This window comes from Tunturibacter psychrotolerans, from assembly GCF_040359615.1.
GTDB lineage: Bacteria > Acidobacteriota > Terriglobia > Terriglobales > Acidobacteriaceae > Edaphobacter > Edaphobacter psychrotolerans.
In genome coordinates, this window is sequence record NZ_CP132942.1 from 3,350,123 (window position 1) to 3,366,652 (window position 16,530).

13 protein-coding genes are annotated in these 16,530 nt (G+C 56.8%); 8 read left to right on the forward strand and 5 right to left on the reverse strand.

The genetic code is table 11. The annotated features are described in order from the left end of the window. Positions 1–79: 79 nt before the first annotated feature. Genes RBB77_RS13865 through RBB77_RS13875 form a run of 3 tightly spaced genes read right to left on the reverse strand, consistent with a single transcriptional unit; the run spans position 80 to position 2,092 of the window. On the reverse strand, positions 80–949 hold the full coding sequence (locus RBB77_RS13865; RefSeq protein ID WP_353062338.1) for a TonB family protein: 870 nt from the start codon (positions 947–949) through the stop codon (positions 80–82). Beyond that, a complete protein-coding gene (locus RBB77_RS13870) occupies positions 888–1,301 on the reverse strand; it encodes an ExbD/TolR family protein (protein WP_353062339.1) in 414 nt (137 codons plus the stop codon). Before RBB77_RS13870 ends, RBB77_RS13865 begins: the two co-directional genes overlap by 62 nt. 2 nt (positions 1,302–1,303) lie before the next feature. Then, the gene (locus tag RBB77_RS13875; RefSeq protein WP_353062340.1) at positions 1,304–2,092 is read right to left on the reverse strand and encodes a MotA/TolQ/ExbB proton channel family protein; all 789 of its coding nucleotides are present in this window, start codon (positions 2,090–2,092) and stop codon (positions 1,304–1,306) included. A 166-nt stretch (positions 2,093–2,258) separates the two neighbouring features. Here RBB77_RS13875 and recN point away from each other — a divergent pair, with 166 nt between their 5' ends. From recN to RBB77_RS13915, 8 genes are all read left to right on the forward strand, one after another. Further along, on the forward strand, positions 2,259–3,947 hold the full coding sequence (gene recN, locus RBB77_RS13880; protein ID WP_353062341.1) for a DNA repair protein RecN: 1,689 nt from the start codon (positions 2,259–2,261) through the stop codon (positions 3,945–3,947). Between the two features lie 389 nt (positions 3,948–4,336). Then, positions 4,337–5,350 (forward strand): 4-hydroxy-3-methylbut-2-enyl diphosphate reductase, encoded by a 1,014-nt coding sequence (locus tag RBB77_RS13885; RefSeq protein WP_353062342.1) that lies wholly within the window; start codon positions 4,337–4,339, stop codon positions 5,348–5,350. 31 nt (positions 5,351–5,381) lie between these two features. Next, on the forward strand, positions 5,382–7,406 hold the full coding sequence (gene shc, locus RBB77_RS13890) for a squalene--hopene cyclase (protein WP_353062343.1): 2,025 nt from the start codon (positions 5,382–5,384) through the stop codon (positions 7,404–7,406). A gap of 36 nt (positions 7,407–7,442) precedes the next feature. Then, a complete protein-coding gene (gene hpnH, locus RBB77_RS13895; RefSeq protein ID WP_353062344.1) occupies positions 7,443–8,579 on the forward strand; it encodes an adenosyl-hopene transferase HpnH in 1,137 nt (378 codons plus the stop codon). 2 nt (positions 8,580–8,581) lie between these two features. Continuing rightward, positions 8,582–9,028: a hypothetical protein gene (locus RBB77_RS13900; protein WP_353062345.1), complete on the forward strand. Its 447-nt coding sequence runs from the start codon at positions 8,582–8,584 to the stop codon at positions 9,026–9,028. A gap of 80 nt (positions 9,029–9,108) precedes the next feature. Next, positions 9,109–10,119: a hopanoid-associated sugar epimerase gene (hpnA, locus tag RBB77_RS13905; RefSeq protein ID WP_353062346.1), complete on the forward strand. Its 1,011-nt coding sequence runs from the start codon at positions 9,109–9,111 to the stop codon at positions 10,117–10,119. Next, on the forward strand, positions 10,116–10,868 hold the full coding sequence (locus RBB77_RS13910) for a nucleoside phosphorylase (protein WP_353062347.1): 753 nt from the start codon (positions 10,116–10,118) through the stop codon (positions 10,866–10,868). The genes hpnA and RBB77_RS13910 overlap by 4 nt, the downstream gene beginning before the upstream one ends. A gap of 10 nt (positions 10,869–10,878) precedes the next feature. Continuing rightward, complete coding sequence (locus tag RBB77_RS13915; RefSeq protein ID WP_353062348.1) at positions 10,879–11,952, forward strand: zinc-dependent dehydrogenase; 1,074 nt, start codon at positions 10,879–10,881, stop codon at positions 11,950–11,952. Here RBB77_RS13915 and RBB77_RS13920 read toward each other — a convergent pair. Together RBB77_RS13920 and RBB77_RS13925 are read right to left on the reverse strand one after the other, a co-directional pair. Then, complete coding sequence (locus RBB77_RS13920) at positions 11,949–13,394, reverse strand: sigma-54-dependent transcriptional regulator (protein ID WP_353062349.1); 1,446 nt, start codon at positions 13,392–13,394, stop codon at positions 11,949–11,951. The genes RBB77_RS13915 and RBB77_RS13920 overlap by 4 nt on opposite strands. Then, a complete protein-coding gene (locus RBB77_RS13925) occupies positions 13,387–16,362 on the reverse strand; it encodes an ATP-binding protein (RefSeq protein WP_353062350.1) in 2,976 nt (991 codons plus the stop codon). The genes RBB77_RS13920 and RBB77_RS13925 overlap by 8 nt, the downstream gene beginning before the upstream one ends. Between the last annotated feature and the right edge of the window lie 168 nt (positions 16,363–16,530).

The window sequence follows — 16,530 nt, forward strand, 5'->3', positions numbered from 1 at the left end:
CAAAGTGGGCTATCTGGGGTGTCTTGTCGCAGATGTAGAGGGGAATCAAGGAAAATACTCAGCGAAAAACGAAGATATTTCATTGGGGATGCAGGTGAAAGGTGTATTCGACGGTGATGTGATCGCCTTGCGGCAGCGGACCGAAGCCGTCGACACGCTGGACGGCGCGCATGGCAGAGGTATCGAGCGTAGGAGAACCGCTGGGGGTTTCGACACGAGCGTTTGAGGGGACGCCTTCCCGGTTGATGTCGAAGATGATGGTGGTGCTCTTGCCGATGGAAGTGCGCGGGTCGGCCTCCGCGGTGTACCAGTTCTGGGCGACCTTACTGTTGACGATGTTGACGTAGTAGGCGAAGCGCTGACCAAAGGTGCGGTCTTCCACGGAGACGCTGGCGGTGCCGTTTTTCACCTCGAGGGTTGACTGAGCGATACGAACCCCTGCTGTCTCTCCTGTGACTGCCTTCGTCGGTGGAGGGGTGACGGGCTGAACGTGTTTGGGCGGCGCGGGTGTGGGCTTGTCGGCTGTCTTGATTGGCTTGGTGATTTTTTCCGGGATCGCGACTTCGTTGGGTGCTGGCGGAGGCTCGGTTCGTTCTTTGGTGATGACGGGAGCGGGACTTGGAGCTTCGGATGTGAGGACGCCTGTATCGAGCGTGCGCTGTGTGGGCGGAAGAGGGAGTGAGGAGACCATGGTGGCCTGAATGGCTCCGGCGTTGGATGCGTTCTCGCCCCAGTCGTGGCCCCTGGTGTGGAAGAGAAAGGCCCAGCCGAGGATTGCGGCGGCGATGAGACCGTGAAACACGATCGAGCCGACGAAGTTCGCGCCAAGCTTGTCGTCGTTGTCGCTGTGGCGGTCGAATGTGAGAGTCGTGGCTATGTCACCCTCCTCACTTTTGGATCGGCTGGGTGACGATGCTGATGTTGGTAATGCCGGCTTGCTTGACGGCATCCATGACGGAGGCGAAGGCGCCAAAGGGCACACGCTCGTCGGCTCGCAGGTAGATGATGCGCTTGGAGGGCTCGGCTTTGCCGGTGGATCTCAGGAGCGTGGGGAGTTCATTGACGTTGACGGGCTTGTCCTGCAGGAAGACGTTCTGCTCGCGGTCGATGGTGACGACCATGCGCTCTTCGGTGAGTTGATTTACAGAGCGCGTTTTGGGAATCGCGACTTCTACCCCGGACTGCAAGACGGGTGCGGTGAGCATGAAGATGAGCAGGAGCACGAGAACGACGTCGACCAGCGGAGTGATGTTGATCTCGGCGAGCGCGGTCTGGGTGTGCCCTTTTGTTGAGAAGGCCATTTTTAGAAGGTCCTCCTACGCACTTCCTCCGGTTGCTGCTGCTGTTGCGACGGGCTAGGCGGACTGACCATGGCAGCGTTTTCGATGGCGTTGAGAAGTTCGCGGCCGAAGTCGTCCATGCGGGCGGCGAATTCGCGCAGGCGTGCGGTGAGTTGGTTGTAGCCGACTACGGCCGGGATCGCGACGACGAGGCCAGCTGCAGTGGTGATCAGGGCTTCTGAGATACCAGGGGCAACGGCGCGGAGGGTTGCTGCGCCTGCAGTGCCGAGGCCGTGGAAGGCGTCGATGATGCCCATAACGGTGCCGAAGAGGCCGATGAAGGGGGCGATGGCGGCGATGGTGGCGAGCCATGTCATGCGGCTCTCCATGGAGGTGAGGGCTTCGCTGGAGGCGGTTTGCGCGGCGCGTTCGAGTGCAACGGGGTTGCGGGGAAGTCCGCGTCCGCCATTCTGACGCTGGTATTCATCGTGAATCTCAGTGAAGACGGCGACCAGCGGGCTGGGTTTGAACTGGTCGGCTACAGCCGCGATCTCGCTGAGGCGAGTCGATTTGCGAAAGGCGCGGAGGAAGCGCTGGCTCTGAGTATGAGCCCTGCTGAAGCTGGACCATTTTGAGAACATGATGGTCCAGGACAAGATGCTGGCTAGAAGCAGGATAATCAGGACAGCGAAGGCGACGGGGCCGCTGTTGTGAATCATCTCCACGAGAGCGCTGCTGTTGGCGGCCACGGGGGGCGCGGCAGAGGGGTCTTCCTGGAGGAAATACGTTGCAAAAGCGAGGGTACAAACCATAGTTGTTGTCCACCAGAGGTTAGTGTAAATCGTGGTTGGGGGAAATGAGGCAGGGAATCAGGCTGGGGCATCCGCTGTGGTGCGGCGTTGTGGCCCATTTTGCGTGCAAGTGATGGTTCACGGAGAGGTTTGCTATTCTCGCGATACTGGTTGCCTGGGGATTTTTATGCTGCTGGAGTTGCGCGCGGAAAACTATGCTGTGATCGACCGTGCGGTCGCTACGTTCGGGACCGGCCTTAATTTGCTGACCGGCGAGACTGGCGCAGGGAAGTCGATTTTGATCGATGCTCTGGCGCTGCTGCTTGGTGGGAAGGCGTCGACGGACTTCGTTCGTCACGGAGAAGAGAAGGCGGTGGTTGGGTGCGTCTTCGAGCTAACGCCGGGTGCGGCAGCGATTCTTGAGGCGAATGGGATCGATTCCGAGTCGGATCATCTTTTGCTGCGGCGAGAGATATTGGCCAACGGCAAAGGGCGGGTGTTTGTTAACAATCAGCCGGCAACGGTAGGGGTTTTGCGGCAGCTCGCGCCTGAGCTTGCGCTGGTTCACTCGCAAGGGGAGACGATGGGGTCGTTCGACCAGACACAGCAGCGGACTCTGCTGGATCGCTTTGGCGGAGTGAATGTCGACGGTGTGGCGGAGGCTTTTGCTGCCTGGCGAGCGACTACTGACAAGTTAGCCGAATTGCAGTCGGCCGAACAGGATCGTCTCAGGATGGCGGATCTTTGGCGATTTCAGAGTAAGGAGATCGACGCCGCCGGGTTGAGTGCGGAGGATGAAGATGCTCAGCTTGAGGCTGAGAAACGGGTGTTGGGGAATGCGGAGAAGCTGTACACAGCTGCGATGAGCGCGCATGAGCTGTTGTATGAGTCGGAGAGCTCCGCGGAGAGTGCGCTGGGCGCGGCGTTGAAGCATGTAGAGGAGTTGGCGCGGTATGACGCGCGGTTTCAGGAGCCTGCGCAACAATTGGCCGCGGCAAAGGCGATTGTTGAAGATGTCGATGCTGAGGTGAGGGACTTTGCTGATAATGTTCACGCTGCGCCGGGACGATTAGAAGAGATCGAAGATCGGCTGGCGGCGCTAGATCGGCTGAAGCGGAAGTACGGGCAGACGTTGAAGGAGGTCATCGACTTTGGGGCGGAGGCGGCGCGACAGTTGGCCGAGGTTGAGAATCGTGATGCTCTGCTGGTTGAACTAAAGGCGCAGCAGGAGCGGGATGCGGATGCCTACAAAAATGTAGCGGCGAAGTTGACGGGGGGTCGTGCGGAGGCGGCGAAGCGGCTTGAAAAATTGGCCGAGGCGCAGATTAACGACCTTGCTATGAGCACGCGGTTTCATGTTCGTGTGACGGCGGAGAAGGCTTCAGAGAGTTGGACAGCACATGGGTGGGATCAGGTGGAGTGTTTGATTGCGACCAATGCCGGAGAGCCGATGAAGCCTCTGCATGAGATCGCTTCGGGTGGCGAGATGTCGCGCGTGATGCTGGCGCTGAAGGTAACCGTAGAAGAAGCGGGGTCTGGTGGGCGCAAGAAGAAGACGGTGCTTCCGCGGACGCTGGTCTTTGATGAGATCGATATCGGCATCGGGGGACGAGCTGCGGAGGCAGTTGGGAGAAAGCTGAAGACGTTGTCCAAAGGTCAGCAGGTGCTGTGCATTACGCATCTACCTCAGATTGCGGCGTTTGGAGATCAGCACTTCCTGATTGAAAAGACTGAAAGAAAGGGGCGTACGCAGACTGAGGTGCGTCGCATGGAAGATTCTGAGAGAACGCAGGAGATTGCGCGCATGTTGAGTGGGGCGAAGTTGACGGAGACGAGCCTTAAGCACGCGGAGCATCTGCTGGAGAGCAGTCGATAGATCTCCAGCACACATCCTGTAAGCGCAGATCGGCATCCGAAGAGGCTGCAGCAGGAAGCTGTCTTTGGGAGATGTGAACATGTCGAATAACACCAATAAGTGCGCGATGAAGGGCTGCCTTTGTAATGTAGCCGATGGTCAGAAGTTTTGTTCAGCCTACTGTGAGGCCGCGAAGGGTGAGACTAAGCTTCAATGTGACTGTGGACATCCAGCTTGCGCCGCTCAAAAACTTTAGTCTGCCGGGGGCAGGGGCGCGTTTCCGGGATGCTTTAGGTTACAAAAAGACTCCACTATTGTGCGAGATTTGTGTCTTTCTCAGCCTAGAATGTTGCACCTAGGATGGTTCAATTCTGTTCCGATACGGGTTTGAACGCGGTATACTGGGAGACGTGACTACAACCACCCTTGACCACGCTGCTGTAGCCGGAAGCGGCACCGAAACGAAAACTAAACGGGTTCTCCTTCTCAAGCCGCGCGGCTTCTGTGCCGGCGTCGTGCGTGCGATCGATATCGTTCAGATTGCGCTGGAGACTTTTGGCGCTCCCATCTACGTTCGCAAAGAGATCGTTCATAACAGCTATGTTGTGACCGACCTCGCCAAGAAAGGTGCAATCTTTGTCAACGAGTTGGATGAGGTGCCGGAGGGGGCGCGGGTAATTTACTCGGCTCATGGAGTTTCGCCGGCTGTTCGTGACCGGGCGAAGGAACGCGGTCTGAAGGTCGTCGATGCAACTTGCCCGCTGGTGACAAAGGTTCACGTAGAAGCGATCAAGTTTGCCAAGCAGGGGTACTCGCTGGTGCTGATCGGACATCGCGATCATGATGAGATTGAGGGCACTCAAGGTGAGGCGCCCGATGTGACGCAGGTAGTGTCGACGGTTCAGGAAGTTGCCGATCTGGTTGTGCCGGATCCGAATCGTGTGGCGTATCTGACGCAGACGACCTTGTCGCTCGACGAGGCCAGGGACATGATTCAGGCGCTCAAGAACAAGTTTCCGAACATCGTGGGACCACATTCGCAGGATATCTGCTACGCGACGGAGAATCGCCAGGTTGCAGTGAAGAACGTAGCTCATGGCGCGGATCTGGTGCTGGTCGTCGGATCGACGAATAGCTCTAACTCCAACCGCCTGGTGGAAGTTTCGAAGAACCTGGATACGAATTCGTATCTCATCGACACGGCGGATGCTATTCGTCCGGAGTGGCTCAATGGTGTCGATACGGTTGCTGTGACGGCAGGTGCTTCTGCTCCTGAGGTTCTGGTGAAGGATGTAGTCGAGTATCTGCAGTCGATGGGCTATGGTTCGGTCGATGAAGTTGAAGTGATGCCAGAGAACGTGCGCTTTGGTCTGCCGCCAGAGATTGTTCAGGCGATTGCATCTGCTCCACCAGTAAATCGGTAACGAGAGCCGTAGAACAGAGAGTTTGTTTTTCATGGGAATAACTGTAAGAAATCCGAAGGGCGTCGATCAGCCGGCACAGCCTCGCTTTGGCCGGATGGATGTTGGCCTGGAACGTATTACGCAGGGCATCGCGCGAGCGAAGGATTGGTTGTTCGACCAGCAACACCCTGATGGATACTGGTGCGGCGAGCTCGAAGCCGACAGCATGCTGGAGTCGGACTACATCTTCATGCATACGCTGCTGGGGACCGGCGAGCCAGGGCGGATGGAACGCGCGATCAACGAGATTCTGCGTCATCAGAACGAGGATGGGGGCTGGGGACTGTTTCCAGGTGGCCCGTCCAATATCAGTTATGGCGTTAAGGCCTATCTTGCTCTGAAGCTGATGGGATGGTCGAAAGATCATCCGGTGTTGGTGAAAGCTCGTGAGTGGGTGCTGGCTCATGGCGGCGTTGTAGAGTGCAATACGTTTACGAAGATCTACCTGTGCGCGCTTGGTCAGTATGACTATGACGCAGTACCTGCGATTCCGCCGGAGATCGTTCTCTTTCCAAACTGGTGCTACTTCAATATCTATGAGATCTCTTCGTGGTCGCGCGGGATTCTTGTTCCGCTGTCGATCATCTATGCGAAGAAGCCGTTTAAGAAGCTCGCTCCCGAACAGGGAATTGAGGAGCTTTTTGTGGGCGGCCGCAAAAATGCAAATATGCATCTGCGATGGGATAAGAAGAAGCCGTTGGGCTGGCGGAACTTCTTTCTTGCATGTGACCGAATTATGCATTTGGCAGAACGAGTTCACATTCGGCCATTGCGTAAGATTGCATTGAAACGCGCTGAGGCGTGGATGCTGGAGCGGTTTGAGAAATCAGATGGCCTGGGTGCGATATATCCGGCGATGTTGAACTCTATCGTGGCTCTCCGTTGCCTTGGCCGTTCGGTGGACGATCCTCAGCTGATCCGCGCGCTGGATGAGTTTGAAAAGCTTGGTATCGATTGTCCTGATGGAACGGAAGACTATTCGACGCCGACGTTCCGCATGCAGCCTTGCTTTCCGCCAGTGTGGGATACGGCGCAGGCGATGTACGCGCTGGGCGAAGCGGGAGTTCGTAAAGATGATCCTCGAATGTTGAAGGCTGCGGACTGGATTTTGTCCAAAGAAGTTCGTCAGAAGGGCGACTGGGCGGAGAAGGTCAAGAACGTCGAACCGGGCGGTTGGTACTTCGAGTTCAACAATGAGTTTTACCCAGATGTCGATGATACGGGGCAGGTTCTTCTTGCGTTGAATTGTGTGGATAATCCACGCGAGCGGTATCAATACGACGCCTGCCAGCGTGCTCTGAACTGGATTTGGGCGATGCAGTGCAAAAACGGTGGTTGGGCGAGCTTTGACCGCGACAACACCAAGATGATCTTCCAGTACATTCCGTTTGCTGACCATAACGCGATGCTCGATCCGCCGACTGTCGACATTACGGGACGCATGTTGGAGATGCTGGCACTCTATGGCGTGACGAGAAGCGATCCGCGCGTTGAGAAAGCTATTCAGTTCATCCTGAAAGAGCAGGAGCCTGACGGAAGCTGGTTCGGACGCTGGGGCGTTAACTATCTGTATGGGACGTTTCTGGTTCTACGTGGCCTTGAGGCGATGGGCTTCTGGAACCACGAACCAGCTGTGCAGCAGGCAGCCGAGTGGATTCGGATGGTGCAGAACGCGGACGGCGGATGGGGCGAGACCTGCGGCACTTACGACGATCCGAATCAGCGTGGCATTGGACCGAGTACGCCATCACAGACGGCGTGGGCTGTGCTTGGATTGCTAGCGGCCGGGGATACGCGCTCCGACTCGGTAGCGAAGGGGATTCGCTGGCTGGTGGATCGTCAGCATGAGGATGGAAGCTGGGATGAACTTGTTCCCGGCCGCAATGGTGAGAGCTATTACACCGGCACAGGGTTTCCGCGTGTTTTCTATCTCGGATACCACCTTTACAAACAGTACTTCCCGCTGCTGGCGTTGACGACTTACGAGCGTGCAATGAAGAGCGGAGCGTCGCACTAAACCGCGCGTCAAGAATTTCTCTGGAGGAGACACTCAATGGCAGTGCCAGTCTCGCAAGCCTGGACGGTTGCAACTTATGTTTTGAAGCAGAAGCTGATGGGCCGGAAGAAGTATCCGCTGGTGCTTATGCTGGAGCCGCTGTTTCGCTGCAACCTGGCCTGTGCCGGGTGTGGAAAGATCCAATATCCCGCGCACATCCTGAAGGCGGAGTTGTCGCCTGAGGAGTGTTTTAGGGCGGTCGAGGAGTGTGGAACTCCGATGGTTGCGATCCCTGGTGGGGAGCCGCTATTGCACCCACAGATGCCGGAGATTGTTGCTGGTCTGGTGGCGCGTAAGAAGTACGTTTACATGTGCACCAATGCTCTGTTGCTGAAGGAAAAGCTGCACCTGTTCAAACCGAGCAAGTATCTTTCGTTTTCGGTTCACGTGGATGGGCAGAGGGAGCATCACGACTTTTCAGTCTGCCGTGAAGGCGGGTACGACATCGCGATGGAGGGAGTCCGAGTTGCAGTCGAAGCAGGCTTCCGCGTTACCACGAACACCACGTTGTTTGACGGGGCTGATCCTAATAGCGTTCGGGCGCACTTCGATGAGTTGATGGTGGCGGGCGTCGAGAGCATGATGGTTTCGCCGGGATATACCTATGACAAGGCTCCCGACCAGAAGCATTTTCTTGGGCGTGCGCGGTCGAAGAAGTTGTTTCGGTCGATCCTCTCGAATCGCAAGAAGACCTGGCGCTTCAATGCTTCGCCTATCTTTATGGAATTCCTGATGGGTAAGAAGGATCTGACCTGCACTCCGTGGGGAATGCCGACGTTTAGCATCTTCGGCTGGCAGAAGCCGTGCTACCTGCTGCAGGACGGATATGCGGACAGTTTCAAGGAACTGATGGAGACGGTGCAGTGGTCGAACTATGGGACCGAAAGCGGTAACCCACAGTGCGCGAACTGCATGGTGCACTCTGGCTATGAGGCCAGCGGTGTGAACTATACCTTCAGCTCGCTGAAGGGCCTTTTGCAGACTGCGAAGGGAATCTTCTTCAGCAAGTACGAAGATGAAGGGGCGATGAAGCTGCTGAATGAGTGGAAGCCTACGAGCCATGGACCATTGGTACAGATTGGTTCGCCTGTCGCTAAGAGCGCTACTGAACTTCAAGAGGTCTCAGGAGACTAACGATGGCGACCGAGACACAGGAATCCGCAAAGCTGACGCAATTGGCGCACGAGAATCCAGATGAGATCGAAGTAGCAGCGGGACGCGAGCGGGAACAGCTTGAGGGCTGGATTCCTGCGTTGGCAACCGAAGCTGAGATTCGGGAGGCGCTCGAGAAGGCATTTGATTACCGGGGCGATATCACAATCACGAAAAAAGATGGCTTACAGGTGGTGGGCTATCTCTTCGATCGTAGACGCGGAGACTCTCTTGCGGACTCATTTGTTCGCGTGATTCCGTCGAATGAAAAGACACGGGTCAACATTGCCTATTCGGAGATTGCGGCGCTTGCATTCAGCGGTCGCGATACGGCGGCGGGCAAGACCTTCGAAGCGTGGGTGAAGAAGTACTGGGACAAGAAGGCAGCCGGCGAACGGAATATCCAGATCGAGCCAGAGAAGCTGGACTAAGACTGCTGTCGGGCGTAAAGTTTGCCGGGTAGTAGTCGGTGCTTCCAGAATTGTCTGCCAGTTGGCTGGAAAGAGCGAGAGTGCGCGTATTCATTACGGGAGCGACGGGCTTCGTCGGAGGCCATGTGGCCAGGAGTTATGCGGCAGAGGGTGCGAGCCTTCGTTTGCTGACTCGAAAGACGAGTCGATTGGACTCGCTTGATGACATTCATGCAGAGATGGTGACTGGGGATCTGCGTGAACCGGAAAAGTTGCGTTCTGCGTTAGTCGGTTGCGATGCTTTGGTGCATGTGGCGGCTGATTATCGTTTATGGGTGCGGGATCCTGACCAGATGTATGCCGCGAACGTGACCGGTACCCGCGAGCTTCTAAAGCTGGCATGTGAGGTTGGGGTGCGGCGGGTTGTGTATACCTCAAGTGTGGCCACGATGGGCTTCAAGAGCGACGGCACGATAGTGAACGAAGAGACGCCAGTTTCTTTGGAAGAGATGATCGGCCATTACAAGCGATCGAAGTTTCTTGGGGAGTTGGAAGCGATTAAAGCCGCGAAGGCTGGACAGCATGTCATGATCCTGAATCCAACGACACCGATTGGACCGGGTGATTGGAAGCCTACCCCGACCGGAAGGATTATCGTCGACTTTCTAAACAAGAACTTTCCCGCGTATGTGGATACGGGACTTAATCTGGTGGATGTTGCTGAGGTGGCTCGCATGCACGTGGTTGCGCTTGAACATGGGACGCCTGGAGAGAGATACATTCTGGGTGGCGAGAATCTTACCCTGAAACAGATTCTGGATCGCATGTCCACCATTACGGGACTTCCTTCTCCGACGATGAAAGTGCCGCATGCTGTTGCGATGGCGTTTGCCTTTTTTGATGAAAATTTTACCGGCAAGTTGAGAGGCAAAGAACCGCGTGCGACTGTAGAGGCAGTGCGAATGGGAAAGAAGATGATGTTTGCTTCTTCGGCAAAGGCAGAGAGAGAACTGGGATTTCAAGTGGTGCCTATCTATAACGCCTTGAGAGCGGCGATCGAGTGGTTTGTCGCCCATGGTTATGCGCCTCCCCTTGATGGACACGCTGCATGAAGGGAAACATTGCGATTATTGCTGCGCTGGAAGGTGAACTGAAGCCATTCGTTGAGGGACCGGGCGCCAGGAAATGGAAGCGAAGACAGTCGCCTGAAGGATGTTCGTTGTGGGAGTATCGCCACGCGGATGGGTGTTGGATAGCCGCGTGTGCTGGCATGGGTGGAGTAAGGGTTGCATTAGCCTTCGCTGAGGCTGAGAAAGTTGCTGCGATTGATGCAGTTTGCTCAGTAGGATGGGCGGGCGCACTCGATGAGGCGATCAGGGCGGAGTCGGTTTCGAGCGTTTCTCTGGTGATCGATACGAAGACAGGAGAGCGATTTCGACCGGCGAACTCGAGACCTCAGTGGCCTGTACTGGCAACTACGGCGCGGGTTGCTGATGAACGAGACAAGCAACGGCTAGCTGCGAGTTATGGAGCTGGGCTGGTGGATATGGAAGCAGCGGCAATTGCACGGATCGCGCTGGGGAAGGGGATTCCGTTCTACTGCTTCAAGGCAGTATCGGACGACGCTCAGGCGCAACTACCGGACCTGAATCGTTTTATTGCCGAGCGTGGGCGATTGAAGATGCTACCGTTTCTCGCACATGTTGCGGTGCGGCCAACCTCCTGGTCGGGTTTGATGAAGCTGGGGAAACATAGTTCTGCCGCGGCAAAGAACCTCGCTGAGGCGCTTTATGAATGGCTGGACCCGAGTGGTTCCGTGCGCAGATCTAATGGCGATTACACTGAGAAAAGAGATAGGTAAGGATCGGGTCATGTCACAAATAGTTCCAGAGACGATGCGTGCTGCGGTTTATCGCGGCGTAAATGATGTTCGAGTTGAAACGATTGCTGTGCCCGAGATCGGTGAGGGCGAGGTGTTGGTGAAGATCCACACCTGCGGGATTTGCGGGACGGATTTGAAGAAGATTCATACTGGGTCTCATGACGCGCCGCGTGTCTTCGGGCACGAGATGGCAGGGACGATTGTGCGAATAGGCACAGGGGTTGAAGGGTTTGCTGTTGGCGATCGAGTTATGGCGTACCACCATATTCCCTGTGGGGAATGCTACTACTGTAGGAAGAAGACGTTTGCTCAGTGTGAGGTTTATAAGAAGGTCGGTTGTACGGCAGGCTTTGCACCCGCGGGCGGTGGGTTCGCTGAATACATTCGTGTGATGGACTGGATTGTGCGCAGGGGACTGGTGAAGATTCCGGATGATGTTCCGTTTGAACAGGCCGCGTTTCTGGAGCCAGTCAACACTTGTTATAAGGCGATTCAGTTGCTTGATTTACAGGCGGATGAGACGGTGCTGGTGATTGGGCAGGGTCCGATCGGAATTTTACTGGCGGCATTGGCTCGGCGAACGGGAGCCACCGTGGTGACGAGTGATCTTTATGCGGAGCGGCATTCTGTTGCGGCAAAGTTTGGGTTGGATCGGCCCATCGATGCACGGGGAGACGTAGTTGCGGCGGCGAAGGCGGCTACCGAAGGGCGTGGAGCGGATGTGGCGCTGCTGGCGGTTGGCAGTGATGCGCTGATCAAGGTCGCCATGGAGGCGATTCGACCAGGGGGGCGGGTGATGTTGTTTGCATCGACGCAGCACGGGGAGGCGCCGTTCGATCCTGCGGCCGTTTGTATGGATGAGAAGACGTTGATGGGGTCTTACAGCGCGTCGGTGGCGATACAGGACGATGTGACGCGAATGGTGTTCGACGGCTATCGCAATGGGTTTGATCTGACGAATTTGATCTCGCACCGATTTTCGCTTGAAGATGCTGTTGCTGCGATTGATCTGGCTTCGCATCCTCAGGCTGATTCAATGAAGATCGTTATTCAACCTAGCTAGTCTCGGGTTCGCTTCTTGACCTCTACGTTGAGGCGCTTGATCTTCTGGTTGAGAGTAGAGAGCGGAATCTTGAAGTATTCGGCGGCTTCGGTCTGGTTCCAGTGGCAGCGTTCGAGACGATCCGAGATGATTCGACGCTCGATCTCCTCCATAAGGTCGAAGAGGCTGGCGTTGGGCTGGTGATCGAGAAGGCTGGCTGAATAAGTGCTGCCGGTGAGTTGGGTAGGCAGCAGGTCCGGGCTGATTGTGCGGGAGGTGGAGAGAACAACGCCGCGCTCCATGGCATTTTCGAGCTCGCGAACGTTGCCGGGCCACTCGTAGTCCATGATGATGCGCATCGCCTCGGGAGAGAGGGAGCGAATTTCGGTGCCGTTTTCGTCCGCGTAAAACTTGAGGAAGTGGGCGGCGAGCAGAGGAATGTCTTCGCGGCGGGAGCGCAGTGGGGGGAGTTCGAGGCTGATGACATTGAGACGGTAGAAGAGGTCTTCGCGGAAGCGGCCTGCGCGGACGGCATCGTGCAGATTGACGTTGGTTGCTGCGATGATGCGGACGTCGACCTGAATCTCCTGTACGCCGCCAAGGTGCATGAAGCGGCGGTCCTGCAGGACACGAAGTATCTTGGCCTGCATGTCCATTCCCATGGTGCCAATCTCGTCGAGGAAGAGCGTGCCGCCGTTGGCGACTTCGAAGAGACCTTTTTTCGCTGTGACCGCAGAGGTGAAAGCTCCTTTGACGTGGCCAAAAAGGGTCGACTCGAGGAGTTCGGATGGCACGGCGCCCGTGTTGACCGGCACGAAGGGGCGATCCTTGCGCGGCGAGTTGGCATGGATAGCCTTCGCGATGAGCTCTTTGCCGGTGCCGCTTTCGCCTTGAATAAGGACGGTGGAGCGGCTGGGGGAGACCTGCGCGATGAGATCGAAGAGGCGAAGCATCGGCTCGCTTTTGCCGACGATGTTTTCAAAGTTATAACGCTGCTTAAGGGTGCGCTTGAGTTGAACGACTTCTTCTTCAGCGCGATGACGAGCTACTGCGGCGCGGATGTCGGCGAGCAGCTTCTCGTTGTCCCACGGCTTCTGGACAAAGTTTTCCGCTCCAGCACGAATGGCGTCGACAACGTTGCCTACGGTACCGTAAGCCGTGATCATGATGACGGGAAGGTTCGGCTGCATTTCGACGATGCGAGGGAGGAGATCGAGTCCACTTTCGCCGGGGAGTGCGAGGTCGAGAAGAAGCAGATCGTATTCGTTGCGTGAGAGAAGTTCGAGGCCGGATGGGCCGTCGCTCGCTGCGCTGACGGTGAAGCCTTCCAGCGTCAGTAGGGTATCGAGCGATTCGCGGATGGCAGCTTCGTCATCGATGATGAGAATGCGGGGATCCCCGACGATTCGAGCGGTGCGTTGCAGGTGAAGGGTTTCGGCGGCGAGCTCTGTAGTTTCAGACATGCATCGCCTTTCTCTCAGCAACCTCGGACTCGCTCCTTGGGGTCTCGGCGATGGCAGCGGGACGTGTTCCTGAGGAAGGGAACTCCAACTGGAAGGCAGTGCCGATGCCGATTTCGCTTTCGACATGGATCTTGCCGGCGTGTTCCTGCATGATGCCGTAGCTGACGGCGAGGCCAAGCCCGGTGCCTTTGTGCTCGCCCTCCTGCGGCTTAGTCTTGGTGGTGAAGAAGGGATCGTAGATGCGGTGGAGGTGTTCCTTTTCGATGCCATTACCGGAGTCCTGAATGCGGACCATGACTCGACCTGCGCCGTTGAAGGTTGCTATCTTGAGCGTTGCATTGGTGGTTCCAAACATTGCGTCTTTCGCGTTCAACATGAGGTTCAGGATCACCTGTTGCAACTTGCCCTGGTTGCCGTGGATGCGGGCGAGGTGTGGGTCAAAGTTGGTTTCGACTCGAATCTGCGCGGTCTTGAACTGATGCTCAAGCAAGGTGACCGTATCGCGGAGGAGTTCGTTTAGATTGAGGCTGGCAAACTCTGCTCCGCTGGTGCGAGAGAAGTTGAGTAGACCGTTGACGATCTCGGAGGCACGGAAGGTTTGCTGGGTAATCTTTTCGAGTACAGGGGCGAGCCGTTCATCATCGCGCATGTGCTTGCTGAGCATCTGTGTGTAGCTGGAGATGACAGCGAGCGGCGTGTTGACCTCATGTGCGACTCCCGCAGCGAGGAGGCCGATGGAGGAGAGCTTTTCAGCCTGGGTGAGCTGCGCCTCGAGCTGGATGCGGTCAGTGATGTCGTCAACCAGAATAATCCGGCCGACGGCGACGAAGTTTCGTGTGACCAGAGGGGCGATGGCGATGTTGGCGACGCGCACGTTCCCGTTGGGAAGCATGAGGCGGAACTTATAAAGAGTGTGTGTGCCATGCTCGTCACGCACACTGTTGAAGCGGGCAACGAAGTCCGGCGGAAGGACGTCTGAGATTGGTTGTCGGAGGACTTCGGTGCGGGACTTCGAGTACATGCCCTCCATCTGGGTGTTCCAGCTTTCAATGCGGTCTTCGAGGTCGACGGCAAAGACGCCGATGTTGATGGATTCCACGATATTTTCGTGGAATTCTTTGAGGCTTTCAAACTCGGTGATCTTCTGTTCGAGACGGCGATAGAGCTGCGCATTCTGAATGGCGATGCCAATGTAACCCGCCAGGGATTCAAGCAGCTCCATATCTTCACTGGAGAGAAAGTCCCCGTCGTCCGTGCGTCCGAGGCCAATGACGGCTACGGTGCGAGTGCCCGCGCCTTCGCGGTTGGCGACGCGGCAGGGGAGGTAGTAGTTGAGGTCGAGGCGGCCCGCGCTTTGACGCTGCGCTTCGGGAAGACGAAGAACTTGCTGCGGGTTCTCGAGGAAGATGTGATTGTTGGCGCCTGGGCGATCGAAGTCAAGGAAGCGGACATCGAGGCTATGGAGTTCGGCAGAGTGGAGGTTTGTGAGACCATGAGAGGCAGCCAGATCGAAATGTCTTGGCGTGAAGCTACCTTCGCTCTCGGAGGCGAGGAAGACAGCTACACGGGTGACGAGGAGGGTTTGGGGGAGGCGCTCCACGATGGAGTCGAGCAGGGCGCGAAGGTCGGTCTGGGCGTTGATGCCGCGACCAAACTCGACAAGGGTCTCGCGATAGTCGAAGCGTTTCTGATCAAAAACTCGGTCCACTCGTGCCTGAATGGCGCGTTTGAGAGGATCGAAGACGATTCCGGCGATGATGATAGCGGCGAGCAGTCCCCAGACGCCCAGGTTGGAGAGGCGGGTGTGGACGATCTCGCCGGTCAGCGCAATGATGCCGAAGTAGACTCCGACGAGCGACGCGGTGGCGAGGGTGTAGGTGACGCCACGTTTGAAGATGAGGTCGACGTCCATGAGCCTATAGCGGACGATCGCCCAGCTGAAGGTAAGGGGAAGAACGACGAGAGAGAGACCGGCGGCCTTTGCGATCTGGCTGTTGACCGACCAGTCCGCCAAGTAGGGAATGACGTAGAGGAGGGTAAACGGCGTGACGGCGATGAGGGTGCCGCGGGTGAGCCACTTGAGTTGCTGGCGCTCCAAAGCAGACTCGGCCCAACGATAGCGGAAGCGGAAGACGACGGCGGCGATGACGTAGTAGAGGGCGAGGTATCCGAGCGCGATTTGATCGAGTCGATGAAGAAGGACCTCGGTCGCAGACCAGAAACGGATTGCCGTGTATTGCAGGGCTATAAGGAATACCCCGGGAAGGTAGAGCAGCACACAACCGATACGGCGGCCCAGACGGTTGCGCTGGTCAGAGGCGAAGTTGTCGGAGAAGCTCACGGCGAAGTGAAGGAAGAGTGCTGGCTGGAGTGCCTGCGCAGCCATGTTTCCCCAATAGATGAACCAATCAAAGGTGCCCGGTTCGCCGGTGGATCGGAAGCTGTAGAGGACGAAGGAAGCAAGGCAGAAGACGTAAAAATGGACGGACTTTGGCGCGGTCCAGCGGCGGAAGAGAACGTAGATTCCGATACAAAGATAGACCAGGGCGATGAAGCGAAGGCCCTGATTGATGGAGCGGTCTTTGGGTTCGAGAATGACCTGAATGTCGAGTCTGGTGGCGCCATTTAGATCAATCGACTGGGGAACCGGGCGGAGTATGGAGTAGGTGGCGTGGGCCCAGATACCGCTGCGAAACATCTCGCGAACCAGAGGGGCGACCCGTGGGGTCGGCTGGTCGTCAACACTGAGAAGGATGTCGCCGGTTCGGATACCAGCGCGGTGCCCCGGGGAGAGGACAGGAACTCGCTCTGCGCGAAGTCCGGTGGCAGCCTCGACCCACCAAATTCCGTCGGTTGGAACGTCGAGCCCGCTCTCCCGGTCGAAGTTCATGGCCGCAAGGACGCAGGCGGCGACGGTTGCTACTGCGAGTACGACTGCCAGAATCCGGGTTTGGGAGGCGTTGTTCATGAAAAAAACCGACGATCTGGAACATTATCAGCACATCAATGACCAAACGATTTAGGCCTCGATGCACAACAAGGGAGGCATTCGCTGTCTCAGAGCCTACAAAAAATCATAACCTATTCCGTAATAGTCGAGGTTGCTGTATAGACTACGCTGCCGTAGAGAAAATGT

Excerpts from the sequence above, each read along its gene's own strand:
- hpnH (WP_353062344.1), top strand. The coding sequence starts at position 7,443 with ATGGCAGTGCCAGTCTCGCAAGCCTGGACGGTTGCAACTTATGTTTTG.
- RBB77_RS13915 (WP_353062348.1), top strand. The coding sequence starts at position 10,879 with ATGTCACAAATAGTTCCAGAGACGATGCGTGCTGCGGTTTATCGCGGC.
- RBB77_RS13900 (WP_353062345.1), top strand. The coding sequence starts at position 8,582 with ATGGCGACCGAGACACAGGAATCCGCAAAGCTGACGCAATTGGCGCAC.
- recN (WP_353062341.1), top strand. The coding sequence starts at position 2,259 with ATGCTGCTGGAGTTGCGCGCGGAAAACTATGCTGTGATCGACCGTGCG.
- shc (WP_353062343.1), top strand. The coding sequence starts at position 5,382 with ATGGGAATAACTGTAAGAAATCCGAAGGGCGTCGATCAGCCGGCACAG.
- RBB77_RS13870 (WP_353062339.1), bottom strand. The coding sequence starts at position 1,301 with ATGGCCTTCTCAACAAAAGGGCACACCCAGACCGCGCTCGCCGAGATC.
- RBB77_RS13865 (WP_353062338.1), bottom strand. The coding sequence starts at position 949 with ATGCCGTCAAGCAAGCCGGCATTACCAACATCAGCATCGTCACCCAGC.
- RBB77_RS13925 (WP_353062350.1), bottom strand. The coding sequence starts at position 16,362 with ATGAACAACGCCTCCCAAACCCGGATTCTGGCAGTCGTACTCGCAGTA.
- RBB77_RS13910 (WP_353062347.1), top strand. The coding sequence starts at position 10,116 with ATGAAGGGAAACATTGCGATTATTGCTGCGCTGGAAGGTGAACTGAAG.
- RBB77_RS13875 (WP_353062340.1), bottom strand. The coding sequence starts at position 2,092 with ATGGTTTGTACCCTCGCTTTTGCAACGTATTTCCTCCAGGAAGACCCC.
- RBB77_RS13920 (WP_353062349.1), bottom strand. The coding sequence starts at position 13,394 with ATGTCTGAAACTACAGAGCTCGCCGCCGAAACCCTTCACCTGCAACGC.